The sequence below is a fragment of the Pseudaquabacterium rugosum genome (assembly GCF_038066575.1).
Taxonomy (GTDB): Bacteria; Pseudomonadota; Gammaproteobacteria; order Burkholderiales; family Burkholderiaceae_C; genus Pseudaquabacterium; species Pseudaquabacterium rugosum.
Genome location: NZ_JBBUTF010000008.1, coordinates 190,229 through 216,573, shown reverse-complemented (window position 1 = coordinate 216,573; position 26,345 = coordinate 190,229). Strand labels below are relative to the sequence as shown.

Here is a 26,345-nt window from a genome sequence, read left to right as displayed (position 1 = left end):
CCATGCTGACACGCGACCTGCGGCGCATGACCGGGGATCGGCCCGCATCGGCGCGCGCATCGGCGCACAGCGGCTGTGCAGGGCGCCGGGCCGTCGGCGGCGCCGGGCGGCACCCGGACTTGACGCTTCACAAAGCTTCACGCCGGCGTCATCCCCGCTGCGCAGACCCCCAGCAACAATGTTTCCGTGACCTCTCCTGTCGTTCCGGTGTCCGCGCCGCAGCCTCGCGGCCCTGCCTCTTTCCGCCACGGCTCCGGCCGGGGTCCGGGCTCCGTGAGCCACTCGGGCCACGCAGGCCACGCGGACCGCCCTGCCGCCAGCCACGGCCGGTTCCCCCGATCGCAGACCCTGTTGCTGGCCGCCCTGTTGTTGAGCGGCTGCGCGGCCAGCCCGCTGGGCCCGCCGGCCGCCCGCGCCGACGCCAGCGCGCCAGCCCTCGATCTGCCCGCACGCTGGTCGCTGGAGGCGACGGCGCCCTCCGGTGCGCCCGGCACCCCGGCCACCTGGTGGGCCGCCTTCGACGACCCGCTGCTGCTGCGCCTGATCGACGAGGCGACGCAGGCCGCCGCCTCGGTCGACAGCGCGCGCGCCACGCTGCAGGCCGCACGCGCCGCGCTCGCCCTGGCCGAGGCCGACGGCCGGCCGACGCTGAGCCTGGGCGGCTCGGCCCAGCGCGCGCGCAGCGGCACCAGCGGTGTCACCGGCAACAGCTTCCATGTCGGCGTCGACGCGGCCTGGGAGCCCGATCTGTTCGGCGCCACCGCCTCGACCGTGCAGGCCGCGCAGGCCGATGTCCACACCCGCATCGCCGAACTGGCCGACGCCCGCGTCAGCGTCGCCGCCGAGGTGGCGCTGGACTATGTCGCGCTGCGCCTGGCCCAGCAGCGGCTGGAGATCGCCGAGGCCAACCTGGCCAGCCAGCGCGAGACGCTGCAGCTCACCGACTGGCGCGTACGCGCCGGCCTGGCCAGCGCCGTCGATCTGGCCCAGGCCCGCACCAGCGTCGCCCAGCTGGAGGCCCAGCGCCCGGCGCTGGCGCTGTCGGCCGCCAGCTACCGCCACGCGCTGGCCCTGCTGACCGGCCGCGCCCCGGCCGCGCTGGACGCGCTGCTGGCCGCGCCCGGCACCCCGGCCGCCGCCACCACGCCGGGCACCGCCCCGCGCACCCGCCTGCCGCAGCCACCGGCGACGCTGGCGCTGGCCTTCCCGGCCGACACGCTGCGCCAGCGCGCCGACCTGCGGGCGGCCGAGAGCGCGCTGCGCGCCGCCGCCGCCCGCATCGACGCCGCCGACGCGGCGCGCCTGCCGAGCCTGTCGCTCAGCGGCGCGCTGGGCCTGACGGCCTTGAGCCTGGGCGGACTGGACGGCGGCGCCCTGGCCGCCAGCCTGGGCGCGGCGCTGAGCCTGCCGCTGATCGACGGCGGCGCGGCGCGCGCCCGCATCGCCCAGCAGCAGGCCGTGCTGGAACAGGCCCGCGCCGCCTGGCGCAGCACCGCGCTGACCGCGCTGAAGGACGTCGAGGACGCGCTGCAGGCGCTGGCCCGTGACCGCGAACGGGTGACGGCGCTGGCCGAGGCCGAACGCGCGGCCCGCGATGCCGCGCAACTCGCGCGTTGGCGTCACGAAGGCGGCCTGATCGACTTCCAGACCGTGCTCGACACCCAGCGCACCCGGCTGAGCGCCGAGGACAGCCTGGCCAGCGCCCGCGCCGACGTGGTCAGCGACCACATCCGCCTGTTCAAGGCGTTGGGCGGCGGCTGGCAGCCCGAGGCGCCGACGGCCGCGCTCGCCACACCGGCCGGCCCCACGGCCCAGGCCGCCGCCGCGGCCCGCGCCACCACCGACACGCCGACCGTGTCGGCGTCGCGTACCCCGTCCGCCCTGCCCGCCACCGCCCTCACGGCCGGCGCCACCCCTCTTCCCGCCGCCGCGGCCCCGGCCGCCGGCACCGTCACGCGATGACCGCTCCGACCCCGAACGACACCACCGCCCTGCAGAACCTGCTGGGCGCCGAGGCCCATCACCCCTGGTGGCGCCGCCAGGCCCTGCTGATCGGCGCCGGTGCGCTGCTGGTGGCCGGGGCCGGCGCGGCCTGGTGGCTGTGGGGCGGCAGCGCCGCCGAGGCCCGCAAGGCGGTGCAGTACGTGACCACGCCCGTCAGCCGCGGCAACGTCCAGCTGACGGTCAGCGCCAACGGCACGCTGGCGCCCACCCGCTCGGTGAGCATCGGCAGCGAGCTCTCGGGCACCGTGGCGCGCGTGATGGTCGACGTCAACGACCCGGTGAAGAAGGGCCAGATCCTGGTCGAGCTCGACACCGCCAAGCTGCGCGACCAGATCACCCGCTCGCGCGCCACGCTGGCCTCCAGCCAGGCCAAGCTGCTGTCGGCCCAGGCCGCGCAGCAGGAGGCCCAGGCCGCGCTGGCCCGGCTGGACGCGGTGCGCCGCCTGTCCGACGGCCGCGTGCCGGCCCAGGCCGACCTGACGGCCGCCCAGGCCACGCAGGCCCAGGCGCGGGCCGACGTGCAGGCGGCCCAGGCCGCGGTGGCCGATGCGCGCGCCGCGCTGTCGACCGACGAGACCAACCTCGGCAAGGCCTCGATCCGCTCGCCGATCGACGGCGTGGTGCTGACGCGCGCGGTCGAGCCCGGCAACGCGGTGGCCGCCTCGCTGCAGGCGGTCACGCTGTTCACGCTGGCGCCCGATCTGCGCCAGCTGCTGCTCAACGTCAACGTCGACGAGGCCGACGTCGGCGCGGTGGCCATCGGCCAGCCGGCGCGCTTCACCGTCTCGGCCCATGCCGGCCGCAGCTTCGACGCCCGCATCACCCGCGTGGCCTACGGCAGCACGATCACCGACAACGTGGTCACCTACACCACGCAGATGGCCGTGGCCAACCCCGATCTGGCGCTGCGCCCGGGCATGACGGCCACCGCCACCATCACCGCCACCGCCCACGACGGCGTGCTGCGCGTGCCGCTGTCGGCGCTGCGCTATCAGCCCAGCGGCGCGGCCGCGACGGCGGCCGGTGGCGGTGGCACGGCGGCGGGCGGCGGCGGCACGGCCGGCGGCAGCGGGCCGGGCGCGGACGCGCCGGGCGGCGCGGGATCGGGTGGTGCCGCCGCGGGCGGGGCCGGCAGCGGCGGCAACAGTGGCGGCAACAGCGGCAGTGGCAGCGGCGGCAACGCCGGCGGCAGCAGCGTGCTGTCGCGCCTGATGCCGCGCCCGCCCGGCGCCTCCAGCACCTCGCGCCGCGGCGACGGCTCGGCCGCCGCCGGTGCCGCCGGCAGCGCGCGCACCGTCTGGCTGCTGAAGGACGGCCGGCCGCAGGCGGTGCCGGTGACGGTCGGCCTGAACGACGGCAAGTGGGTCGAGGTCAGCGGCCCCGGACTGGCCGAGGGCCAGGCGGTGATCACCGACCAGCGCACCGGCAGCGCGCCGTGACGGACACCGGCACCCCGCCCCGGTCCGCCGCGACGCCCACGCCCGCCGCGGCCGGCCAGCCCCTGATCCAGCTGCGCGACATCACCCGCCGCTACGGCGAGGGCGCGACGCAGTTCCTGGCCCTGCGCGGCATCTCGCTGGACGTGCACGACGGCGAGTTCGTCGCCGTCATGGGCCCCAGCGGTTCGGGCAAGTCCACCGCGATGAACATCCTGGGCTGCCTGGACACCGCCAGCGCCGGCGACTACCGCTTCAAGGGCGCGCCGGTGCAGGCGATGAACCGCGACCAGCGCGCGCTGCTGCGCCGGCGCTGGCTGGGCTTCGTCTTCCAGGGCTTCAACCTGCTGGCACGCACCAGCGCGCAGGAGAACGTCGAGCTGCCGCTGCTCTACCGCGGAGAAAGCGCGGCCAGCCGCCGCGCCGCCGCCCGCGCCGCGCTGGCCGAGGTCGGCCTGGCCGGCTGGGAGCACCACACGCCCGGCGAGCTCTCCGGCGGCCAGCAGCAGCGCGTGGCCATCGCGCGCGCCATCGTCACCCAGCCGGCCGTGCTGCTGGCCGACGAGCCCACCGGCAACCTCGACTCGGCCCGCTCGGTCGAGATCATGCAGCTGCTCTCGCGCCTGAACCGCGAGCGCGGCATCACCGTGCTGATGGTCACCCACGAACCCGACATGGCCGCCTGGGCCCACCGCGTGCTGCGCTTCGTCGACGGCCGCATCGCCAGCGACCGCCAGCAGACGCCGATCACCGAGCCGCCACCGGCCGAGGCCGCGGACACCCCCGGTGCCGTGGCAGCCGGTGCGGCGGAGATCGCCGCGGGTGCCCCGCCGTCCGTCCCGACGGTCGAGGCCGCCGCATCCCTTTGCCCGCCCCCGGCCACCACCGCCGCCCCGGGCCCCACCGCCTGACGACCGCGATGCTGCTCAACACCCTGCTGCTGGCACTGCGCGAGGTCCGTCGCAACCTGCTGCGCAGCTTTCTCACGATGCTCGGCATCGTCATCGGCGTGGCCGCCGTCATCACCATGGTGACGCTGGGCCGCGGCGCCACCCAGGCCGTGCAACAGCAGATCGCCAGCCTGGGCACCAACCTGCTGCAGGTGCGCCCGGGCCAGCGCATGGGCCCGCCCGCGCTCGGCGGCGCCGGTGCGCCGTCCTTCAAGGAGGCCGACGTCGAGGCCATCGCCACCCAGATCGGCGGCGTCAGCGTGGCTGCGCCCGAGGCGCGCAGCTCGGTCACCGTGGTGGCCAACGGCCGCAACTGGAGCACCACCGTCACCGGCAGCACCAACGATTGGCTGCAGGCCGGCAGCTGGACGCTGGCAGAGGGCCGCACCTTCAGCGAGGCCGAACTGCAGGCCGGCGCGGCCGTCTGCATCATCGGCAGCACGCTGCGGCGCGAGCTCTACGGCACGAGCGAGAGCCCGCTCGGCCAGCGCCTGCGCATCAAGAGCTTCAGCTGCGAGGTCATCGGCCTGCTGGCCGGCAAGGGCCAGGGCGCGATGGGCAACGACCAGGACGACATGGCGCTGCTGCCGCTGCACACGCTGCAGCGCCGCGTCACCGGCACCACCCGCGTGGGCACCATCCTGGTCAGCATGCGCGAGGGCAGCGACACCGCCCGCGTCAAGCAGGCCGTCAGCGACCTGCTGCGCGAGCGCCGCAAGCTCGGCCCGGCCGACGACGACAACTTCAACGTGCTCGACACCCAGCAGCTGGCGCAGACCCTGTCGGGCACGACCGAGATCCTGACCGCGCTGCTGGGCGCGGTGGCCGCGGTCAGCCTGCTGGTCGGCGGCATCGGCATCATGAACATCATGCTGGTCAGCGTCACCGAGCGCACGCGCGAGATCGGCATCCGCCTGGCCATCGGCGCCCTCGAACGCGAGGTGCTGCTGCAGTTCCTGGTCGAGGCCGTGGTGCTGGCCGCCCTCGGCGGGCTGATCGGCCTGGCCCTGGCCGCCGGCGCCGGCATGCTGCTGGGCCAGCTGATGGGCCTGCCCTACCTGTTCGACCCCGGCATCAACATCCTGGCCTTCCTGTTCTCGGCCGGCATCGGCATCGTCTTCGGCTACTTCCCGGCGAGGCGGGCGGCGAGGTTGGATCCGATTGATGCGTTGAGGCATGAGTGAGGCAACCGGCGCGCCCGGTTCAAGCCGCGCGCCGCGCCAGGCGAATTCTGGCTTCATGTCGGCATGAGGCGACATGAAGCGGCGTGAAGTCTATGATTGGCGACTTCATGAAAAGCCGAGATCCTGCCGCCGAGCCGTACGAAGTCACCCAGTTCGTGGCTGAGGTGGGCTTGCGTGTGCGCGTGATGCGCCTGGCGCGGGGCCTGACGCAGGCCGAACTGGCCGAGCGTGCGGAGATGAGCCGGCAAACGGTGATGGCCATCGAAGCCGGGGCCCTCTCGTCGCGGCTGGTGGACCTGGCCCGATGTCTCTGGGCGCTCGATGACACGAGCCTGCAGTCCGCGCTGGCCTCGGCCGCGCAGGACCTCGCGTACCAGGAGGCCGCGCGGAACAAGCTCTCTCGCATCGGCTCGCGCCGCAGGAAGACCGCGCCGTGACGCGTCGCGCACCGGTCTACCGATGGATCGTGGATCCGCGGACGCAGCAACGCCAGCCCGTGCGCGTGGGCGAACTGACCCAGGAAGACACGCGCTGGGAGTTCCTCTACGACGCGGACTATCTCGCCCGGGGGCCGGCCGCGTGGGAACTGGACCCCTCGGTCATCCGCAACAAGCAGCGCGCGGCGTTCACCCGGGTGGGCTCCGTGCCGTTCCCGGTCTTCTGCGACGTCGCGTTGTCAGGCTGGTCGCTGGACGCGCTGAGGAAGCGGGCGGGCACATTGCTCGGGTCGGATGCGGCACGGAGCGATGAGCCCTGGGGTTGGTGGGAGCGGCTGCTCTACGCGCCTGCAGACGGATTCGGCGCCTTGTTCGTCGGCCATCTCGACGACAAGCCGGATGCGTTCGACGCCCTCACCGACGCGCTGAAATCGGTCACGAAGGCCTCGCTGGCGCACGCTTCAAGGGACTCGTCATCCGGCGCGATGGGCGGCGAGCGCCCCAAGGTGTCGCTCTACGTGGACCCGGGCCACGGCGCGGCGCCCAGGGCCGTGCTGCTGAAGTTCGCGCAGCCTTCGGAGCGCGCCGACACCGTGGTGGCCGAAGCCACCGCACTGACCTTGGCGGCGGAACTCGGCTTGCGGGTCCCCGCCCACCGGGTCGAGTGCATCAACGACGCGCCCGCACTGAGCATCGACCGATTCGACCGGGGCGTCGGTTCGCAGGGCATCGTCCACCACTGCGTCAGCGCCGCCACCGCGCTGGACTTGATGCCCGGCTCCGACGTCGAGGACGCCAGGCGCAGCTACGTGAAGCTTCGCTCCAAGCTCAAGCGCCCGGGTGACGCCCAGGAGCTCTATGCCCGCGTCGTGCTGAACGCGGTGGTCGGCAACACCGATGACCACCCGTGGAACACCAGCCTGCTTCAGGTCGGACTCGGGGAGTGGGCACTGTCCCCTCTGTACGACGTACTGCCGTTCTTTGAACGAGCGGGGGTCCCGGCGTTCAAGATGGACATCACCCGGCACAGGCCGTCACGGGCCGCGACACGCGTCAATCTGCTGGCGGCAGGCCAGCAGCTGGCCGGCCTGGAAGAGGCTCAGGCGATGGCGGTGGTCGACAGGACACTGGCCCACGTCCGCGGCCATTGGCGTCGCGTGTTCATCGCGCACAGCGAACGCCTCCCCGACACGCGCCCTGACGACTGGGCCAGGGTCTTCGAGCACGAGTGGTTGAGCCCTTGAAGTTTGTCCAACTTCCGGGGGGCAGTTCAGTACCGCGGAGGTCGCCGCTTTTCAGCGCTCACCCCGCCTGTTCGACGACCGTGCCGACAGGCGCCGGCTCATGCCGTGGGCCGCGCCCAGGCCGTCAGTTCGGTCGAGACGCCAGCCAGCGCACACCACAGCCCCGGCTCCGCGGACGTTTTCGCTGCGCCACGCACCGCATCCGCCCGCCCCACCGCCTGCCTCACCCCCGCCTCCACGCTGCAGATCAGCGGCAGATCCAGCGCCGGCTGGATCTCGGCGGCCAGGCCGGCCAGGCCGGCGCCGCCCAGGATCAGCGCCTGCAGCGCGTCGGTGCCGTCGCGGGCGCGGGCCTGCGCCACCGCGGCGCGGCAGGCCTCCGTCAGCAGCGCGATGGCCGCGGTACGGTCGGCCGCCAGCTGGGCGCCGCTGGGGGCCACGGTGTGGATGCCGCGCAGGCCGTCGGCCAGGCCCAGGCCGGCGGCCAGGCGCTGCAGCATCGGCGCCCAGCGCGTGCCGCCGGTCACCACCGCATAGCGGCCCAGGCGAGCGGCCTCGGTGAAGGCGGCCTCGGCCAGGCCGGTGACCGGCACGCCGGCCACCTCGCGCAGCGCGTGCAGGCCGGGGTCGCCGAAGCAGCCGATCAGGATGGCATCGGGTGCGGGCGGCTGCCACGAGGTGGCGGCATCCGCGGGATGCGTGCGGTCGGCGGGATCCGCAGGGTCGGCGGGCGTGGCGCAGTGTTCCGGCGACGCGCGGTGCGCGGCCCACAGGTCCAGCACCGCGTGGCCGGCCACCGCGTAGCTGGCCTCGCAGGCGATGTAAGGGGCGCCGAAGCGGGCGGTCAGCACCTCGACGCGCACGGGGCCCAGGCCGGCCCGGGCGGCCGCGTCCTGCGCGGCGCCGGCCAGCAGGTGGCTGACGCCGGTGCTGGTGTTCGGATTGAGGATCAGCAGGTCGCGCGCGGCGGTCATGGCGGGGGTTGGAAGCGGAAGAATCGGGCGGACGGGGATGCCGGCGTGCAGGCCGACGCGGCGGTCAGCGCCCGGGCGGGTGGCGTGCGGGGGCCGTGCGGGGGCCGTTCGGGTCAAGGCGCAGGCCGCACCCCACCCGCTACGGCGCGGCCAGCAGCGCCGACAGGTCGGGCGCGTCGCCCTCGCCGCCGCCGGGCAGCTGCAGTTGCTCCTGCAGATGGGCCAGGTGCTCGCGCATCAGCTTCTGCGCGCGGGCGCTCTGGCGCTTGCGGATGGCCTGCAGCAGCGCGCGGTGCTCGCCGCAGCCGCAGGCCGCGGCATCGCCCTCGGCCGGGCCGCGACCGTAGCTCATCAGCACCAGCGACGTGCGCGAGACCAGCTCGTGCAGGATGCGGCCCAGCGTCTGGTGGCCGGCGGCCTGGGCAATCAGGTGGTGGAACTCGCCCGACAGGCGGATCGCCCGGCGCAGGTCGCCGGCGCCGCGCGCCTGCTCCTCATCATCGATGTTGCGCTCCAGCGCGTCGATGGCCAGCGCGTCGGCGCGGGCGATGCAGTAGTCGACCAGCGTGGGCTCGATCAGCTGGCGCACCTCGAACACCTCCAGCGCCTCCTGCGCCGTCGGCTGGGCGACGGTGGCGCCGCGGTTGGGCGACAGGGTGACGATGCGCTCGTTGGCCAGCCGCACCAGCACCGGCCGCACCCGCGTGCGCGAGACGCCGAAGGCCTGGGCCAGCTTGTCCTCGACCAGCTTGGTGCCCGGCGGCAGGCGGCGGTCGAGGACGGCGGCGACGATGCGCTCGTACATGGCCTGCTCGGTCAGCGGCGCGGCGCTCGGGGCGGACGCGGACGGCTCGGCGGCAGGATCGGTGGACGCAGCGGGCATGGCGGTCGGATGGACGCGGTGGACGGGCGGAGGAAGGCGGATCGGACGGGCATGATGCCGCAGGGGGACGCACCGGCGCGGCCACGGGCCAGGCGCCACGGGCGCGGGGTCGCCCCCGCGCAGCCCCAGCGCAGCCTCAGCCGCCGCGGCGCCGGCGCGCCATCCAGCGCCCGGCCGCCAGCGTCAGGCCCATCACGCTGAACGACACCGCCATCGTCACCGTGCCCAGCGCGTAGATGGCCGGCGTGGTGACGGTGGTGGTCAGGCCCTGCAGTTCCAGCGGCAGCGTGTTGACGTCGCCGATGGCCTGCGAGGTGCGGGCGATCTCGTCCCAGCTCAGCGTGAAGCCGAACATGGCGATGCCGACCACCGACGGCCCGATGATGGGCAGCACGACGTGCCAGAAGCCCTGCCAGGGGCTGGCGCCGAGGTCGCGTGCGGCCTCTTCCCAGGCCCGGTCGAAGCGGTTGAAGACGGCCAGCATGATCAGCAGGCCGAAGGGCAGGGTCCAGCTCAGGTGGGCGCCGAGGGCCGAGGTGTAGAGGCCGAGCGCGGTGCCGTAGCTCTCCAGTTCGGCCGTCATGCCCAGGCGCTCCAGCACGGCCTTGATCAGCCCGTCGAGCAGGCGGAACTCCAGCCCGATGCCCAGCGAGACGATGATCGACGGCATGATCAGGCTGGCCACCGCGGTGTAGAACAGCGCGCCCGCGCCGCGCATCGGCTTGCGCAGCGCCAGGCCGGCGGGCACCGCGCACAGCACGGTCAGCGCCATCACCGCGGCCCCCAGGCCCAGCGAGCGCCACAGCGCCGCGCCGATGTCGACCACGCCCAGTCCCTCGGCCAGCTGGCCGAACCAGTGCAGCGAGACGCCGCGCATCGGGAAGGTCAGCCCGCCCTCGGGCCCCTGGAAGCTGAGCGTGACGATGACCGCCATCGGGCCGTAGAGAAACACGACGAACAAGGTGAAGAACAGCGCCAGCGGCCAGAAGCCGGGCTTGCGCGGCTCGCGCCAGCGGCGCGCCCGGGCGGGCGCGGCGGCAGCCGGCACGGAAGACGGTGCGGTGCCCATCACAGCTCCTTGCGCAGGTCGACCAGGCGGGTCAGCGCCCAGATGATCATCATCACCACCGCCAGCAGGATCACGGCATTGGCCGCGGCCAGCGGGAACTGCAGGTAGCTGGTCTGCACCTGGATCATCTTGCCGACCGAGGCGATCTGCTGGCCGCCCATCACGCCGATGGTGACGAAGTCGCCCATCACGATGGTGATGACGAAGATCGAGCCGATGACGATGCCGGTGCGCGACAGCGGCACCACCACCTGCCACAGCGTCTGCCAGGCGCTGGCGCCGCAGTCGCTGGCGGCCTCCAGCAGGCTGCGGTCGATGCGCATCATCGAGTTGAAGATCGGCACGATCATGAACATCGTGTACAGGTGCACGAAGGCCATGACGACCGAGAAGTCGGAGAACAGCAGCCACTCGACCGGCTCCTGCACCAGACCGGTGGCCAGCAGCGACTGGTTGACCAGGCCGTGGCGGCCCAGCAGCGGCACCCACGAGATCATGCGGATGACGTTGCTGGTCCAGAACGGGATCGTGCACAGCACGAACAGCGCCGTCTGCAGGCCGGGGCTCCGCACGTGGAAGGCCAGGAAATAGGCGACCGCGAAGCCGATCACCAGCGTGCAGGCCCACACCAGCACGCAGAACTGCAGCGTCGACAGATAGGTCTTCAGCGTGGTGCACAGCTCGCCGCCGCGCTCGGCCGTGGCCGCCGGGCCGCAGCCCTCGAACACGGCCAGGTACTGCTTGCCGCTGAAGTCCGGCAGCAGCTCGTACTCGTTGAAGTCCCAGAAGCTGACCATCAGCACGAGACCGAGGGGCACGAGGAAGAACAGCAGGAACACCACCGACATCGGCGTGGCCTGCAGCCAGGCGGAGGCTGTGCGTTGCATGGTGATCAATGAATGGACGAGCGACTTTGCGCACGCGGAAACCCGACCCGGCAGCCGCCGCGGAACCGGCTTTGCCGGGCCGCCAGCGGCGCCCCCTTGAGGGGGAGCGGGCTTGCCCGCTGCGGGGGTGGGCTAGCTCACGCCGCGACGAACTCGTTCCACTTCTGGACCATGTAGGTGTTCTCGTCCATCAGCGCGTTCCAGCAGGCGATGCCGCCCATGCGCTGCTCGTAGCTGCCGCCGTCGCGCACCGCGCCGGCCTTGGCCAGCACGTCGCCATTCGGGCTCTTGATGTCCTGCGAAGCGGCCTTGCCTTCCATCCAGTAGGCCCACTCGTAGGCCTCCATCTTGGACTTGGCGGTCTCCAGCACGGCGCTGTAGTAGCCCTGGCGGTTCAGGTAGGCGCCGGCCCAGCCGTCGAGGAACCAGTTGATGAACTCGTAGGCGCCGTCGAGCTTGCGGCCGCTCAGCGTGGCCGGCAGGCCGAAGCCGGCGGCCCAGGCGCGGTAGCCTTCCTTCAGCGGCTGGAAGTTGCAGGCGATGCCCTTGGTGCGCACGGCGGTCACGGCCGGGCTCCACATCGACTGGATCACCACCTCACCCGAGGCCATCAGGTTGACCGACTCGTTGAAGTCCTTCCACAGCGCGCGGAACTGGCCGGCCTTCTTGGCCTCGATCAACGTCTTGATGGTGAGGTCGATCTCCTTCTTGGTCATGTTCCCCTTGTCGGGGTACTTGTACAGGCCCATGGCCTCGACCACCATCGCCGCATCCATGATGCCGATCGACGGGATGTTGAGGATCGCGGCCTTGCCCTTGAACTCGGGGTTCAGCAGCTCGGCCCAGCTGCTGATCGGGCGCTTGATCAGGTCCGGACGGATGCCGAGGGTGTCGGCGTTGTAGACCGTCGGAATCAGGCTCATGAACGGGGTCGGCGATGTGGCGAAGACCTTGCTCTTCTCGCCTTCCAGGTACATCACCTTCTTCGGCGCCGTGCCCTGGTCACCGACCTTCCTGCCGCCGATCTCGCCCTTGGTGAACAGCGGGGTGATCTTGTCCGCGTGCTTGATGCGCTTGCTGTCGATGCCCCTGAGGTTGCCGGTCGGCACGATCTTCTTCAGCGAGAAGTACTCGGTGTCGATCAGGTCGAAGCTGTTGGGCGCGGTCACCGCGCGCTTGGTGACGTCGTCGGTGGTCACCGCCACGTACTGGATGGTGATGCCGGTGTCGGCCTTGAACTTCTCGGCGATCTTCTTGTCCTGGTTGACCGCGGTGCCGAGGTAGCGCAGCACGATCGGATCGGCCGCGTGGACCGCCGGGAAGATGCCGCTGGCCAGGATGCCGGCCGTGCCCTTGATCAGGCCGCGGCGCGACAGCGCGGCGGTGTCGGCCTCGGTCGCGGTGGCGGCCGGGGTCGACGGGCGGGCGGATTGCAGATCGTCGGACATGCGCAGGAACTCCTGTGGGATGGATCACGCACCTTCGTCGGTGCTGGACGGAAGAAACCGGGGGAATGCGGAGACGGTCCTCAGGCGGCCAGCGGGCGCGCGTGCTCGGGCCGCCAGGCCAGGCGCACGGCCTGACCGGGCTGCAGCGGGGCCTGCAGCCACACCGGCTCGGGCACCATCACCTGCACGTCGGCCAGCGGGGCGGCGCCGTCGGCGGTGGTGGCGCCGGGCGCGGGCACGGCCGCCGCGCAGCGCAGGCCCAGCAGCACGTGCGGGCCCTGGTACTCGATGTCGCTGACCGTGGCCGGCCGCTCGACGCAGCCCTCGGCCGCCGGGGCATCGGCGGCCAGCACCTGCATGCGGTCGGTGCGCACGCCGATGCGCGCGCCATCGACCTCCAGCACGTTGTGGCCGCCCATGAAGCGGGCGACGAACTCGCTGACCGGGCGATCGAAGACCTCGCGCGGCGCGCCCACCTGCGCGATGCGGCCGTGGTTCATCACCACCATGGTGTCGGCCAGCGCCATCGCCTCCTCCTGCGAGTGGGTGACGTGGATGAAGGTCAGGCCCAGCGTCTGCTGCCAGCGGCGCAGCTCGGCGCGCATCTGCACGCGCAGGAAGGGATCGAGCGCCGACAGCGGCTCGTCGAGCAGCAGCACCTGCGGCCGCGTGATCAGCGCCCGCGCCAGCGCCACCCGCTGCTGCTGGCCGCCCGAGAGCTCGGCCGGCTTGCGCTGCGCGAGGTGGCCGAGGGCCACGCGCTCCAGCAGCGCCTGCGCGCGGGTCTGGCGTTCGGCCTTGGCCACGCCCTTCATCTTCAGGCTGAAGGCGACGTTGTCGAGCGCATTCAGGTGCGGGAACAGGGCGAAGCTCTGGAACATCATCGCCGTGCCCCGGCCGGCGGCCGGCAGGTCGGTGATGTTGCGCCCGCCGAGCAGGATGTCGCCCTCGCTGACCGATTCGTGGCCGGCGATCATGCGCAGCGTGGTGCTCTTGCCGCAGCCCGAGGGGCCGAGCAGGCAGCAGTAGCCGCCCTCGGCGATGCGCAGGTCGATGCCGTCGACCGCCGGCGTGCCGGTGGCCGAGTAGCGCTTGCTCAGCGCGACCAGTTCGACCCCGGCCGCCCGGACGGCCGGCGTGGCGGCATCGGGATCACGGGCGACCGCGACAGCGGCGGCGGCGGAGGAGGCGGCAGCGACGGCGAGGCTCATGAGCCGGACCATCAGCAAGCGCCGGGCCAGACTTTGTACGCAATCTACCCGGCACTTCGTACGCAATCCGCACCGGGACGGGGCATGCACGCACCGTGGGCGACCGCCCCGCGCGGAGGTGGTGCAGGCCGCTCCTGCATCCGCGCAGCGCGCCAGCAACATCGGCTGCCTACACTGCCGGCGCCGCGGCGGCCGGGGGGTTCCGGCCCGTGCGCCCAGGAGTGACCACACCATGACGACCCTCGAGATCGCCGACATCCGCATCCAGCCCGGCCGCCAGGCCGAATTCGACGAGGCCATCGACCGCGGCCTGCGCACCGTGATCCGCCAGGCCGACGGCTTCCTCGGCGCCACCGTCCACAAGGGCGTCGAGTCGCCCGAGCGCTATGTGCTGCAGATCCGCTGGAGCTCGATCGAGGCCCACAACGTCGGCTTCCGCCAGAGCCCGGCCTTCGCCGAGTGGCGCGCCATCGTCGGCCCCTTCTTCGCCCAGCCGCCGCTGGTCGAGCACTTCGACCTGCTGACCACGGTCGAGGCCTGACCCGCCGCGCACCCCCGCCCCCATGAGCGCCAGCGCGATGCCCGCACCGGCCGCCGGCCACGAACGCTGCTGTCTGCTGGTCGACGACGACCCGCAGATCCGCGAGCTGCTGGCCGACTACCTGCCGCGCTTCGGCCTGCGCCTGCGCAGCGTGGCCGACGGCCGCGGCCTGCGCGAGGCGCTGGCCGAGGGCCCGGTGCACGCCCTGCTGCTGGACCTGATGCTGCCGGGCGAGGACGGGCTGAGCCTGTGCCGCTGGCTGCGCCAGCAGCCCGACTGGCACGCGCTGCCGGTGCTGATGCTGACCGCCCAGGGCGATCCGGCCAGCCGCGTCACCGGCCTGGAGCTGGGTGCCGACGACTACCTGGCCAAGCCCTTCGAGCCGCGCGAGCTGGTGGCCCGGCTGCAGGCGCTGCTGCGCCGCGCGGCCGGTCATCCGCTGGCCGTGGCCGACGGCAGCGCGGGCGCGGGCCGCGACGCGACCCGGCTGCGCATCGGCGGCTGGCTCTATGACCGGCTGCAGCGCAGCCTGTCCTGGCCCGACGGCCCGCTGCTGGCGCTGTCGGCCGCCGAGTGCCGGCTGCTGGACCTGCTGGCGCGCCACCCGCGCCAGGTGCTGGGCCGCGACTGGCTGCTGGCGGAATCGTCGGCCGGCGAGGCCCCGGCGGCCGGCAGCTCCTCGCGCAGCATCGATCTGGCCGTCTCGCGCCTGCGCGCCAAGCTCGAACGCTGCGGCGGCGCCCCGCCGCTGGCCATCCAGACGCTGCGCGGCCAGGGCTATCTGCTCGACGCCGACGTCGGCGCCGCCTGAGGCCCTCCCCGGAGCGCCGGCCGTGAGCGCCCGCCGGGCCCTGCGCCTGCGCGCACGCTGGCGCCGCCACGCCGACACGCTGGCGCTGCGCCTGTTCCTCTGGATGTGGCTGGCGCTGGTGCTCAGCCACGTCTGCGCGCTGGTCATCACCCATGCGATCTGGGGCTCGCCCCATGCGCGACCGGCCGCCCCCCCGCCGCACGCGGCCACCGGCGCGGCACCCGACGCCCGGCGGGCTGTGCCGCCTGTTCCGCCCGCTCCGGTGGTGCCGCCGGCTCAGCCCGGCCCGCCGGCGGCACCCGCCCCGCACGCCGCCCCCCGCCCGGGCCAGCCCGACGCCGGCCTGCTCTCGCACATCCCGGCCCTGCCCTCGCTGCCGCCGACGCCCGCCATCGAGTCGCTGGCGCTGCGCCTGTCGGGCCGCAGCGCCGATGCGGCCACGGCCGCGCCACCGGCCATGCCCTGGCCGCATCTGCTGGCCGACTACCTGATCCGCGCGCTGCTGCTGGCCGGCTTCGCCTGGGGCGGTGCCCGCTGGCTGACGCGGCCGGCGCGCGCGCTGGCGGCCGGTGCCCGACGGCTGGCCGCACGGCCCGATGCCGATCCCGCGCCGCGCCTGGACAGCCGCCAGGGCGCCCGCGAGCTGCGCCACGCCGCGGCCGCCTTCAACGCGATGGCGCGCCAGCTCTCGCGCCAGTTGCGCGCGCGGGCGCTGACCATGGCCGCGATCTCGCACGACCTGCGCACCCCGCTGACCCGCCTGCGCCTGCGGCTGGAGAGCCCGCGCGAGCGCCCCGACACCGACGCCTGCATCGCCGATCTGCAGGCCATGGACGCGCTGATCGGCCAGGTGCTGGAGCTGCTGCGCGACGCCCCACTGGACGAGCCCGCCCGCCGGCTCGACCTCGGTGATCTGCTGCAGGCCGTGCTCGACGACCAGACCGAGCACGGCGGCCTGAGCTCGCTGCAGGCCCCGCCTGCCGCCGAGATCCTGGCGCCGCCGCTGAGCCTGCGACGCCTGCTCGACAACCTGGTCGGCAACGCGCTGCGGCACGGCGGCCGCGCCGACGTCACCCTGACGGCCGCCGCCGACCGATGGTGCGTGACGATCGACGACGACGGCCCGGGCATCGCGCCCGACGACGTCGCACGGCTGTTGCGCCCCTGGCAGCAGCTGGGCGACGGCGCGGCCCGCGGCGGCAGCGGCCTGGGCCTGGCCATCGCCGACCAGCTCGCACGGCGCCTGGGCGCCCGGCTGCAGCTGCTGCCGCACCCGCCGCGCGGGCTGCGGGTGCAGCTGGACCTGCCGCGCGGCCCGGCCGCGGACGCACCGACCGGCCACGCCGCACCGCACAACGTGCACGGTTGCACACCGGCCGCTCCCCCCTGAAGCACAGCCCCCCGCATCCCGGCACCCGTCACGGCGGGGCCTTCGGGGCTGCGGGATACTGACGGATCCGATGCGCCGCCTCCGTCCGCCCCCCACTCCCGCCACGTGCCGCCCGTCGCGGCGTGCCTCTCCTCTGACACGCCACCTGTGGGGGCCGGTGCTGGGCACGGCCCTGCTGCTCGCAGGCTGCGCCCCGAGCACCGGCGACGTGCTGCAGGAGGTGCGCGGCCGCATCGAGCGCCAGGACCGCGACGGCGCGCGCATCCTGCTCAAGGACCTGCTGCAACAGCAGCCGACGCTGGCCGAGGCCCGCTGGTGGATGGCCCGCGTGCTGCTCGACAGCGGCGACACCGCGGCGGCCGAGGTCGAGCTGCGGCGCGCCCTGGAACAAGGCTGGCCAGCGGCCGAGGCGCTGCCGCTGCTGGGCCGCCTGATGCTGCAGCAGGACAAGGCCGCGGACCTGCTGCGCGAGCTCGACCGCCACCGGGTCGAGGATCCGGCCGCCCTGCGCCGGGTGCAGCTGCTGCGCGCCGAAGCGCTGCTGGTGACCGGCCGCGTCAGCGATGCCGAGCGCCTGCTGGCCCCGCTGGCCCAGGGCCCGGACGCCGAACCCGGTGCGCGGCTGCTCCAGGCACGCGTGCTGCGCGCCCAGCGGCGCGATGCCGAGGCCCTGCAGCTGGCCCGCCAGCTGACCGAGGCCAGCGACGCCCCGGCCACGGCCTGGTTGCTGCTGGGCGATCTGCAGTCCGAGACCGGCGCCATGGAGCCGGCCATCGCCAGCTGGCGCCAGGCGCTGCAGCGCCAGCCCGACGCCGCCGCCGCCCATGGCGCATTGATCACCGCGCTGCTGGCACGCGGCGAACGCGGCCCGGCCCGGGCCCAGTACGAGCAGATGCGCCAGCGCCTGCCCGGCCGGCCCCAGACCCTGTTCTTCGAGGCGACGTTCGCCGCCCTGGACGACCAGTGGCCGCGCACCCGCGAACTGACCCAGCAGCTGCTGCGCGGCAGCCCGCCGAACGCCCGGCTGCTGATGCTGGCCGGCCAGGCCGAGCTGCAGCTGGGCGCCCCGGCCCAGGCCCAGGCCCTGCTGGCCAAGGCGGTGCAGAGCGCACCGCAGCTCGGCGCCGCCCGTGCCTTGCTCGCCCAGGCCCTGCTGCGCACACAGCGCCCGGCCGAGGCACTGGAGACGCTGGCACCGCTGATCGGCGCCGACAGCCGCGACGCGGCCGCCCTCACCCTGGCCGCCCAGGCCCGGCGCGCCCTCGGTCAGCGGCGCGAGGCCGACGCCCTGATCGCCCGCGCCAGCCAGATCGCACCCGACAACGGGCTGATCCAGGCCAGCCGCCAGCTGATGCGGCTCGAACAGGGGCCGGACAGCGGGGCCGAACAGGCGCTGGCCGCCGCCGCCGGCCGCGACGAGGGCCTGCGGCTGGATCTGGCCCTGCTGGCCACGCAGTTGCAGCGCAAGGACGTGGCCGGCGCACGCCAGACCCTGGCCCGCATCCAGGCCAAGAAGCCCGACAGCCCGCTGGCGACCTACATCGACGGCCGCCTGACCGAGCGCGAAGGCCGGCGCGAGGCCGCGATGGCCCTGTACCGCCAGGCCCTCACCCACGATGTCGACTTCATGCCCGCCATCGTGCGTCTGGGCGAACTGGAGCTGGCCGCGGGCCAGGGCCAGCTCGCCCGCGAACGCTTCGAGGCCCTGCTCAGCCGCAAGCCCGGCGATCTGCAGGCCACGCTGCTGCTGGCCGACACGCTGACCCGGCTGAAGCAGGGCGAGGCCGCGCTGCCGCTGCTGGAGACGGCGATCAAGGCGGAGCCGCGCTCGGCCGACGCACGGCTGGCCCAGGCCGATCTGCTGCTGGCGCTGGGCCGCCCGGAGCCGGCGCTCAACGCGGTGCAGGCCGGTCTGGTCGTGCTGCGCGACCATCCCGGCCTGCTCGAACGTCAGGGCCGGGCCCAGCTCGCGCTCGGCCAGCCGCGCGCCGCGCTGGCCACGCTCGGCCGCCTGGGCAGCAACGCCAGCCCGCAGGCCCAGCTGATGCTGGCCGAGGCCCAGCGCGGCGCCGGCCGCGGCGAGGCTGCACGGGCCACGCTGCAGCGCCTGGTCGGCCAGTTCCCGCAGGACGCGACCATCGGCGAGGCCGCCACGCGGCTCGCCCTCGAACAGGGCCGGCGTGACGAGGCCCTGGCCCAGGCGCGCCGGCTGCAGGGCGCCCTGCCACGCTCACCGCTGGGCGCCCTGCTCGAAGCCGACATCACCGCCGCCGCCAACCAGTGGGACGCCAGCGCCAAGGCCCTGCGCCTGGCGGCCGAACGCAGCGGCCTGAACAACACGATCGCCGCCCGCCTGCACCGCGCGCTGAGCCTGGCCGGCCGCGAAGCCGAAGCCAAGGCCCTGGCCGACGACTGGCTGCGCCAGCAGCCGAAGGACCCGGGCTTCCGCGTCCACCTCGGCGACATGGCGATGGCGCGCCAGGATCCGGCCGCCGCCGAGGCCCTCTACCGCCAGGCCCAGAGCCTGGCCCCCGACAGCCCGCTGGTGCTCAACAACCTGGCCCAGGCGCTGGCGCAGCAGAAGAAGCCGGGCGCCACCGCGCTGGCCCGCCGCGCCGTCAGCCTGGCCCCCGAGCAGCCCGCCCTGCTCGACACCCTGGCCGAATGCCTGGCCGCCGAGAGCCGCTGGAGCGAGGCCGCGGACACCCAGTCGAAGGCCGTGCGTCTGGCGCCCGAGGATCCGGGCCTGCGCCTGCAGCTGGCCCGCTGGCAGCTGCAGGCCGGCGACAAGACCGCTGCCGCCCAGGAGCTGCAGCAACTGGCCCGCCTGGGCTCGCGCTTCGCCCGCCAGGACGAAGTCTCCCGCCTGTTGCAGAAAGTCCACCAGTGACCGCCGCCCGCGCCCCCCGGCGCGGGCCCCGCCGCCTCCGCTGCCCGCCATGTCCATGCGCCACCCTCGCCTTTCCCTGCGTCCACGAACCGCCGCCATCGGCCTGAGCGCGGCCCTGCTGCTGCTGGCCGGCTGCGGTGAATCGGCCGAGCAGCAGCTCACCAAGGCCCGCGGGGCGCTCGACCAGCGCCAGTGGGAACAGGCCCAGCAGCAGGCCAAGTCCGTCCTGCAGGGCAAGCCCCAGCTGGCCGAGGCCCGGCTGGTGCTCGCCCGCGCACTGCTGGGCCTGGGCGATGCCAAGGGCGCCGAGACCGAAATCCGCCGCGCCCAGGAGTACGGCGCCACGCCCGAGGCCGCCGCACCGGTGCTGGCGCAGTCGCTGCTGGCCCAGGGCCGGCCGGCCGAGGTGATCCGCCAGTTCCTCGAAACCCAGCTGGCCGAGCCCGCCGCGCAGGCCGATCTGCGCACCAGCGTGGCCAACGCCTTCGCCCAGGACGGCAATCTGGAGGCCGCACGCCAGGCCGTGCAGGAAGCACTGGCCGCCCGCGCCGACCACGGGCCGGCGCGCCTGCTGGCCGCCCGCTTCAAGGCCAACGGCGGCGACATCGACGGCGCGCTGGCGGACCTCAAGGCCCTGGTCGCCCAGCAGCCCAAGTTCGCCCAGGCCCTGGCGCTGGAGGGCGACCTGCTGGCGGCCAAGGGACAGGACGAGGCCGCCCTCGCACAGTGGCGCGCCGCCCTGGCCGAGCAGCCCGACCTGATCGCCGTGCACGGCGCGATCATCACCACCCTGAGCGGCACCCAGCGCCTGGACGAGGCCGACAAGGCCGTCGCGGCGATGGTCAAGGCCCTGCCCAAGCACCCGGAGACCGCCTTCTTCCAGGCCGTGCTGGCCGAGTCCCGCGGCGACCATGCCAAGGCCCGCGAACTCACCCAGAGCCTGCTGCGCCTCGCGCCGGAGAATCCCCGCATCCTGCTGCTGGCCGGTCAGGCCCAGCTGGCGCTGCGCGAGAGCGCGCAGGCCGAGGCCCACTTCGCCAAGGCGGTGCAGGTCGCGCCCAAGCTGGCCGCCGCCCGCCTGATGCTGGCGCAGGCCCAGCTGCAGGCCAACCAGGGGGCGCGGGCCGCGGCCACGCTGGAGCCGCTGACCAGCGCCGATCCGCCCAACACCGAGGCCCTGCTGCTGCAGGGCCGTGCGCTGCAGCAGGCCGGCAACGTCAAGGCCGCCGAAGCAGCCTTCGCCCGCCTCGCGCAGCTGCGGCCGGACGATCCGCGCCTGCGCCTGGCGCGCGCGCTCGGCCGCCTGGGGGGCGACCAGACGACCGGCGCGCTCGACGAGCTGGGCCAGATCGCCCAGGGCGACAAGGGCGTGGAGATCGATCTCACCGTCGTGCAGGCCCGCCTGCGCGCGGGCGACGCCGCCGGCGCGCTGCGCCAGGTCGACCGCATGGCCGAGAAGCTCAAGGACAGCCCGCTGCCCGAGCACGTGCGCGGCCGCATCGAGGCCGTGCGCAAGAACGCCGCGGCGGCCCGCACCCATTACGCGGCGGCGCTCAAGGTCAACCCCGACTTCCTGCCGTCGGTAGCCGGTCTGGCCGCGCTGGATCTGGCCGATGGCCAGGCCAGCCAGGCCCGCGAGCGCCTGAACCTGCTGCAGCAGCGCCAGCCCAAGAACGCCGCCGTGATGCTGGCACTGGCCGACGTGGCCGTGGGCGCCGGCCAGCCGGGCGAGGCCAGCGGCTGGCTGGACAAGGCGGTCAAGGCCGAGCCCGCCAGCGTGCTGCCGCGCCAGATGCAGATCGACATGCTGCTGGGCCTGGGCGACACCACGGCCGCCCTGGCCGCGGCCCGCGCGGCGGTGATCGCGCTGCCGGGCAATCCGGGCCTGCTCGAACGCCTGGGCCGCACCGAACTGGCCGCCAACCAGGCGCAGGCCGCCGCGGCCACCTTCGGCAAGCTGGTCGCCCAGCAGCCGACCGCCGTGCGGCCGCTGCTGCTGCAGGCCGACGCCCAGCGCGCCGCCGGCAACGACACCGGTGCCAAGGCCTCGCTGGCCAAGGCCGTCGAGATCGGCCGCGACCAGCCCGATGTGCTGCAGGCCCAGGCCGGCCAGGCGCTGCGCGAGGGCCAGACCGAGGCCGCGCTGGCGGCCGCACGCAAGCTGCAGGCGAAGGCCACGACCGCCGCCCAGGGCTGGCGTCTCGAAGGCGAGGCCCAGGCCGCGGCCGGCCGCTGGGACGCCGCCGCCGCCGCCTTCCAGCGCGCGCTGAACCAGCTGACGCAAGGAAACCAGGGCGCCGCGGCCGGCATGGTGGCCGCCCGCACCCACGTCGCGCTGCTGAAGTCCGGCAAGACGGCCGAGGCCGACCGCTTCGCCGCCGACTGGCAGTCCCGCCATGCCGACGACCTGAACTTCACGCTGCACCTGGGGGACGCCGCGCTGGCCGGCGGCAAGCCCGAGGAGGCCGAGCGCCAGTACCGCGCGGTGCTGCAGCGCCAGGCCCAGCACGCGCTGGCGCTGAACAACCTGGCCTACCTGCAGTGCAAGCGCGGCGACAAGAGCGGCCTGGCGCTGGCCGAGAAGGCGGTCAGTGCCTCGCCGGGCAACGGCCCGCTGCTCGACACGCTGGCGATGTGCCAGGCCGCCGCCGGCCTGCGCGACAAGGCGCTCGACAGCCAGCGCCTGGCGGTGAAGACCGCGCCCGAGGTGGCCATGCTGCGCCTGTCACTGGCCCGCATGCTGGTCGAGGCCGGCGCCAAGACCGAGGCCCGCAGCGAGCTGCGCACGCTGCAGCAGCTCGGCGAGCGTCTGCCGGCGCCGCAACGCGACGAGATCCAGCGCCTGCTGCAGCAGACCGGGGCCTGATCCAGGCCGGCCTCGGCCCCGGCCACGCCGGGGTGACCGGGGACGGGCAAGGGCCGTGGCGCCACCGGACGCGGGCGCCGCCACCGGGGGCCCGCCGCCGGCTCCGTCCGTCGCGGAGTCAGGCGCCGGCGGTCACGGCAGCGGCTGCCACCGCGCGGGACCGGCCGACCGCAGCCGGCCCTCGGCCTGCAGCTTCAGCAGGTGGGCCTGCAGCGAGCGGCGGGCCACCGGATGCAGGGCGGCCGGCGTGTCGGCATAGACCTGCGCCAGCAGCGCGTCCTCGGTCGCCACACCGGGCGCCGGCAACGGACCGTCGGCGGCGGCATCTCGGCCGCCGGACTCGGCGGCTGGAGCGGCTGGGACTGCAGCGGCCGCAGCGGCCAGCGCCCGCACGGCCGCCAGCACCTTGGCCTCGCGCGCCAGCCGGTGGTCGATCACCCGCCGCGCCAGCGCATGCGGCGTGGCGACCAGGAAGCCGTGGGCCGGCGCCAGCCAGTCCAGCGGCTCGTCGAGCAGACGCCGCAGCGAGGCCAGGTACTGCGCCATGTCGCCGTCGGGCGGCGCGATCACCACGGTCGAGCCCTGCATCAGGTGATCGCCGCTGAACAGCAGCCGCTCCTCCTCCAGCACGAAGCACAGGTGGTTGCTGGCATGGCCCGGCGTGTGCAGCACCCGCAGCGTGGCCTGCGGGCCCAGCGCCAGGCGCTCGCCGTCGGCCAGCACGCGGTCGGGCCGCCAGTGCGGGTCCTGCCCCTGGGCGTGCAGCGCCAGGCGGCCGGCCGTCGGCGCACCGCAGGCGGCCTGCAGCGCCCGGGCGGCGGGGCTGTGGTCGGCATGGCTGTGGGTGGCCAGGATCCAGCGCAGCGGGCCGGGAGCGGCCGCCTGCAGGACGCGCACGTGCGCGGCATCGTCCGGGCCGGGATCGATCAGCGCCCAGTCCTGGCCGTCCGGGCTGCCGACGAAATAGCTGTTGGTGCCGGGCCCGGTCATCGGCCCCGGGTTCGGCGCCGTCACCCGCAGCACGCGCGGCGACAGCCAGACCGGCTCGCCGGCGCGCAGCACCACGCGGGCCCGCAACTGACCGGCCGGATCGATGCGGCCGACCTCGGCCCAGGCCGGATGACCGGGGCTGATGACGGTCGGGCGGTCGGCGCCGTCGCGTGCGCGGCGCGGCTCGGTGCAGGGCACCGGCTGCAGCGACGCGGCCCAGGCGAAGGCGGCCGCCACGTCGGCGCAATCGGCCAGCTGGCCCAGCAGCACGCGCGTGACGTGCAGCAGCGACAGCCCGCTGCCGGGCGCCAGCGCATCGGCCGGCCGCCACCAGGCGGCGCCCACGATCTCGCGCCCGTCGACCACCGGCGTGCCGAGCGTGCGGCCATCGGCAAGGAAGAAGCGGGTGTCGAAGCGCCGCGACACGCCGGCCGGCGTGATCCAGTGGGCGACGTGGTGCAGGGCCTCGACGGCCGGGCGCAGGCCCAGCGTGCGCCAGGCCGACGGCGCGTCGATGGCGCCGGCCAGCAGCGCGCGGCGCAGGGGCTCGGCCCGGGCGGGATCGACGGGGGCCAGCGTCTTGGGTGTGGTGGGGGCGGAGGGTGTGGTGGGCGCATCGACCATGGCCGGCGCGGGCGACAAGGCCGGCGCGGGACGCGACGGCAGCCCGAGCCACAGGCCGCACTCCTCCGCGCATTCGCGCAGCGCGGCCCGGGCCGCCGCGCGCAGGGCCGGCACCACCGGCCCGCCGGGGTGGGCGGATGCGGGGCGGACGGCCGCGGCCTGATCCGCCACATCATCCGCCGCCTGATCCGCCACCTCATCCGCGGCGGCGATCGCGGCCACGGCCACGGTCACATCCGCAGCCGGCACGTGCGCAGCGGCCGCGTCAGCCCCATCCGTCACCCAAGACGCCCACGACGCCTGCAGCGCCGGAGCGGCCGGATCCAGCTCCAGCGCATCGACGGCATCGATGACGCCGCCGGGAAACACCGCCATGCCGCCGTTCGGATCGCCGGCGCGCTCGGCGCGCGTCAGCAGCAGCACCTGCAGACCGGGCGCGCCCGAGGGATCGGGGCGCAGCAGGATCAGCGACGCGGACGGGCGTGGCACGGCCACGGTCACAGGGCTGGCCACGGGCACGGGCTCAGGCACGGGCGCGACCTCGACGGCGGGCATGGCCTCTGCTGCGGGCTCGACCTCAACAGCGGCAGCGGGCACCGGGTCCGCGGATGCGCGCGGCGAGCGGGCCTGGGCCGGCGCGGCCGGCTGCGCCGTCTCGCCTGCCATCTCGCCCGCCGTCTCGCCCGCATGAGCGCCCGACGGAGCACCCGCGGCCGCCGCGCCGCGGATCGGCGGCCCGCCGGCGCTCACCGGCCGGCCTGCGCCAGCTGCTCGCGCATCGCGTCGATCACCGCGCGATAGTCCTTCTGGCCGAAGATCGCGCTGCCGGCGACGAAGGTGTCGGCGCCGGCGGCCGCCACCTCGCGGATGTTGTCGACCTTGATGCCGCCGTCGACCTCCAGCACGATCTGGCGGCCGGTCTGGGCCGCGTGGTCGTCGATCAGGCGGCGCAGGCGCTCGATCTTGCGCAGCGCGGCGGGGATGAAGCTCTGGCCGCCGAAGCCCGGGTTCACGCTCATCACCAGCACCAGATCGACCTTGTCGATCACCCACTCCAGCACGTCGATCGGCTCGGCCGGGTTGAAGACCAGACCGGCCTTGCAGCCGGCACCCTGGATCAGCTGCAGCGTGCGGTCGACGTGCGTGCTGGCATCCGGATGGAAGCTGATCAGGTCGGCACCGGCCTGGGCGAAGGCCTGGGCCAGCGCATCGACCGGCTGCACCATCAGGTGCACGTCGATCGGCACCGGCGTGCCGTCGGGCTTGACCGCGTGCGGCCGCAGTGCCTGGCAGATCATCGGGCCGAAGGTCAGGTTCGGCACGTAATGGTTGTCCATCACGTCGAAGTGGATCCAGTCGGCGCCAGCGGCGATGACGGAACGCACCTCGTCACCCAGGCGGGCGAAATCGGCGGACAGGATGCTGGGGGCGATGCGGAAGTCCATGGCGGGCGGCGCAGGCAGAAGAAGAGGGAACGGAAGCAGCCCGCGACGGCCGGAGTGGCCGCGCGCGCAGGGCGCTGATTGTCGCCGGGGTCAGGATCGGGGTCAGGTCTTGCCTTTTGCCTGCGTCGCCACGGACCGATCCCGCGCCGAAGGCCGGACGCAGGCAAAAGGCAAGACCTGACCCCGATCCCCCGATCCCGCCGCGAAGGCAAGACCTGACCCCGATCCCCGGCTCCCACCCCTGCCGTCGCCGCCCTTCCTAGAATCGCCCCCCATGGCCGAAGCCGAATTCACTGTCCACGTCCTGGTCCGGTCGCTGCCCGAGCAGACCGATCCAGCCCAGCATCTCTACGGTTATGCCTACACGATCACGATCCGCAACACCGGGCGCGTGCCGGCCCAGCTGATCGCGCGCGAGTGGGAGATCACCGACCACCACGGCCAGCGCCAGCACGTGCGGGGGCTCGGCGTGGTCGGCCACCAGCCGATGCTGCAGCCGGGCGAATCGTTCGACTACAGCAGCTGGGCCCAGATCGGCACGCCGCAGGGCTCGATGCAGGGCCGCTTCTTCTGCATCACGCACGACGCGCACTGGTTCGAGACGCCGGTGGCGGAGTTCGCGCTGGCCGACAGCGCCCATCTGCATTGATCGGCGCTGATCGGCACTGAACCCAGGCATTGAGCGGCGCGGCGGGCCTCCGCCGACGGCTGCCGCAGGCCCATACCGCCGCCCCACGCCGCGCCGCCCGGCTGCACGCGGCGCCCCACCGGCTGCGCGCCCCCCCCACCGGCCCGTCTAGTCCTCGCGCCGCGGCGCGTCCGCCGTCTCGTCCGGCCGTTCACCGCGCCGGCGGCCCGAGAACATCGTCCACCAGACGATCACCAGCAGCAGCAGCAGCGCCCCGAAGGCTTCCAGCAGAATCAGCAGCATGCGTCGATTATCCCGATGCGTGCGGCCGGCCACAGCCCCGACGCACGCCCTGCGGCCCCGTGCCGCCGCCTGTCTGTCCCCGCTTCTGCCACGGCCTGCGTCCGACGGCCCGCCGGCCCTGGCGCGGCGG

Annotated in this window: 21 protein-coding genes; 12 read left to right on the top strand and 9 right to left on the bottom strand. The window is 74.5% G+C overall.

From position 1 onward, the window contains the following. Positions 1–351: 351 nt before the first annotated feature. From AACH11_RS10985 to AACH11_RS10960, 6 genes are all read left to right on the top strand, one after another. Positions 352–1,962, top strand: a complete 1,611-nt coding sequence (locus AACH11_RS10985) for an efflux transporter outer membrane subunit (protein ID WP_341374267.1) — start codon at positions 352–354, stop codon at positions 1,960–1,962. After that, positions 1,959–3,443 carry an efflux RND transporter periplasmic adaptor subunit gene (locus AACH11_RS10980; RefSeq protein ID WP_341374266.1) on the top strand — a complete coding sequence of 495 codons (1,485 nt, stop codon included), beginning with the start codon at positions 1,959–1,961 and terminating at the stop codon, positions 3,441–3,443. Before AACH11_RS10985 ends, AACH11_RS10980 begins: the two co-directional genes overlap by 4 nt. Next, complete coding sequence (locus AACH11_RS10975; protein ID WP_341374265.1) at positions 3,440–4,351, top strand: ABC transporter ATP-binding protein; 912 nt, start codon at positions 3,440–3,442, stop codon at positions 4,349–4,351. The genes AACH11_RS10980 and AACH11_RS10975 overlap by 4 nt, the downstream gene beginning before the upstream one ends. A gap of 8 nt (positions 4,352–4,359) precedes the next feature. Further along, positions 4,360–5,574, top strand: a complete 1,215-nt coding sequence (locus tag AACH11_RS10970; RefSeq protein ID WP_341374264.1) for an ABC transporter permease — start codon at positions 4,360–4,362, stop codon at positions 5,572–5,574. 107 nt (positions 5,575–5,681) lie between these two features. Continuing rightward, positions 5,682–6,011 carry a helix-turn-helix transcriptional regulator gene (locus tag AACH11_RS10965; RefSeq protein ID WP_341374263.1) on the top strand — a complete coding sequence of 110 codons (330 nt, stop codon included), beginning with the start codon at positions 5,682–5,684 and terminating at the stop codon, positions 6,009–6,011. Then, positions 6,008–7,255, top strand: a complete 1,248-nt coding sequence (locus AACH11_RS10960; protein ID WP_341374262.1) for a type II toxin-antitoxin system HipA family toxin — start codon at positions 6,008–6,010, stop codon at positions 7,253–7,255. Before AACH11_RS10965 ends, AACH11_RS10960 begins: the two co-directional genes overlap by 4 nt. Positions 7,256–7,353: 98 nt before the next feature. Here AACH11_RS10960 and AACH11_RS10955 read toward each other — a convergent pair whose 3' ends face one another. The 6 genes from AACH11_RS10955 to AACH11_RS10930 form a co-directional block, all read right to left on the bottom strand. Further along, positions 7,354–8,229, bottom strand: a complete 876-nt coding sequence (locus tag AACH11_RS10955) for an aspartate/glutamate racemase family protein (protein ID WP_341374261.1) — start codon at positions 8,227–8,229, stop codon at positions 7,354–7,356. Between the two features lie 139 nt (positions 8,230–8,368). Then, positions 8,369–9,112, bottom strand: coding sequence for a GntR family transcriptional regulator (locus AACH11_RS10950; protein ID WP_341374260.1), 744 nt, complete (start codon positions 9,110–9,112; stop codon positions 8,369–8,371). Positions 9,113–9,248: 136 nt separating this feature from the next. Next, positions 9,249–10,181 carry an ABC transporter permease gene (locus AACH11_RS10945; protein WP_341374259.1) on the bottom strand — a complete coding sequence of 311 codons (933 nt, stop codon included), beginning with the start codon at positions 10,179–10,181 and terminating at the stop codon, positions 9,249–9,251. Beyond that, entirely contained in the window at positions 10,181–11,068 is an 888-nt protein-coding gene (locus AACH11_RS10940; RefSeq protein ID WP_341374258.1) for an ABC transporter permease, read from the bottom strand. Before AACH11_RS10940 ends, AACH11_RS10945 begins: the two co-directional genes overlap by 1 nt. Positions 11,069–11,205: 137 nt before the next feature. Next, positions 11,206–12,516: an ABC transporter substrate-binding protein gene (locus AACH11_RS10935; RefSeq protein ID WP_341374257.1), complete on the bottom strand. Its 1,311-nt coding sequence runs from the start codon at positions 12,514–12,516 to the stop codon at positions 11,206–11,208. A gap of 80 nt (positions 12,517–12,596) precedes the next feature. Further along, complete coding sequence (locus AACH11_RS10930; protein WP_341374256.1) at positions 12,597–13,727, bottom strand: ABC transporter ATP-binding protein; 1,131 nt, start codon at positions 13,725–13,727, stop codon at positions 12,597–12,599. A 232-nt stretch (positions 13,728–13,959) separates the two neighbouring features. On the opposite strand from AACH11_RS10930, the gene AACH11_RS10925 reads away from it, so the two are divergent. From AACH11_RS10925 to prsT (AACH11_RS10905), 5 genes are all read left to right on the top strand, one after another. Then, positions 13,960–14,268: an antibiotic biosynthesis monooxygenase family protein gene (locus tag AACH11_RS10925; protein ID WP_341374255.1), complete on the top strand. Its 309-nt coding sequence runs from the start codon at positions 13,960–13,962 to the stop codon at positions 14,266–14,268. Between the two features lie 22 nt (positions 14,269–14,290). After that, on the top strand, positions 14,291–15,079 hold the full coding sequence (locus AACH11_RS10920; protein WP_341374254.1) for a response regulator transcription factor: 789 nt from the start codon (positions 14,291–14,293) through the stop codon (positions 15,077–15,079). A gap of 22 nt (positions 15,080–15,101) precedes the next feature. Then, positions 15,102–16,469: a sensor histidine kinase gene (locus AACH11_RS10915; RefSeq protein ID WP_341374253.1), complete on the top strand. Its 1,368-nt coding sequence runs from the start codon at positions 15,102–15,104 to the stop codon at positions 16,467–16,469. Between the two features lie 157 nt (positions 16,470–16,626). Beyond that, positions 16,627–19,359 (top strand): XrtA/PEP-CTERM system TPR-repeat protein PrsT, encoded by a 2,733-nt coding sequence (prsT, locus tag AACH11_RS10910; RefSeq protein ID WP_341374252.1) that lies wholly within the window; start codon positions 16,627–16,629, stop codon positions 19,357–19,359. 49 nt (positions 19,360–19,408) lie between these two features. Continuing rightward, positions 19,409–22,225 carry an XrtA/PEP-CTERM system TPR-repeat protein PrsT gene (gene prsT, locus AACH11_RS10905; RefSeq protein WP_341374251.1) on the top strand — a complete coding sequence of 939 codons (2,817 nt, stop codon included), beginning with the start codon at positions 19,409–19,411 and terminating at the stop codon, positions 22,223–22,225. A 132-nt stretch (positions 22,226–22,357) separates the two neighbouring features. Here the strand turns inward: prsT (AACH11_RS10905) and AACH11_RS10900 are convergent, their stop codons facing one another. Next, a complete protein-coding gene (locus AACH11_RS10900; protein WP_341374250.1) occupies positions 22,358–24,352 on the bottom strand; it encodes an MBL fold metallo-hydrolase in 1,995 nt (664 codons plus the stop codon). 233 nt (positions 24,353–24,585) lie between these two features. Further along, positions 24,586–25,284: a ribulose-phosphate 3-epimerase gene (rpe, locus tag AACH11_RS10895; protein WP_341374249.1), complete on the bottom strand. Its 699-nt coding sequence runs from the start codon at positions 25,282–25,284 to the stop codon at positions 24,586–24,588. A 274-nt stretch (positions 25,285–25,558) separates the two neighbouring features. Between rpe and apaG the strand changes: the two genes are divergently transcribed. Further along, positions 25,559–25,933 carry a Co2+/Mg2+ efflux protein ApaG gene (apaG, locus tag AACH11_RS10890; RefSeq protein ID WP_341374248.1) on the top strand — a complete coding sequence of 125 codons (375 nt, stop codon included), beginning with the start codon at positions 25,559–25,561 and terminating at the stop codon, positions 25,931–25,933. Between the two features lie 147 nt (positions 25,934–26,080). Here the strand turns inward: apaG and AACH11_RS10885 are convergent, their stop codons facing one another. Beyond that, complete coding sequence (locus AACH11_RS10885) at positions 26,081–26,215, bottom strand: hypothetical protein (protein WP_341374247.1); 135 nt, start codon at positions 26,213–26,215, stop codon at positions 26,081–26,083. Positions 26,216–26,345 lie beyond the last annotated feature (130 nt).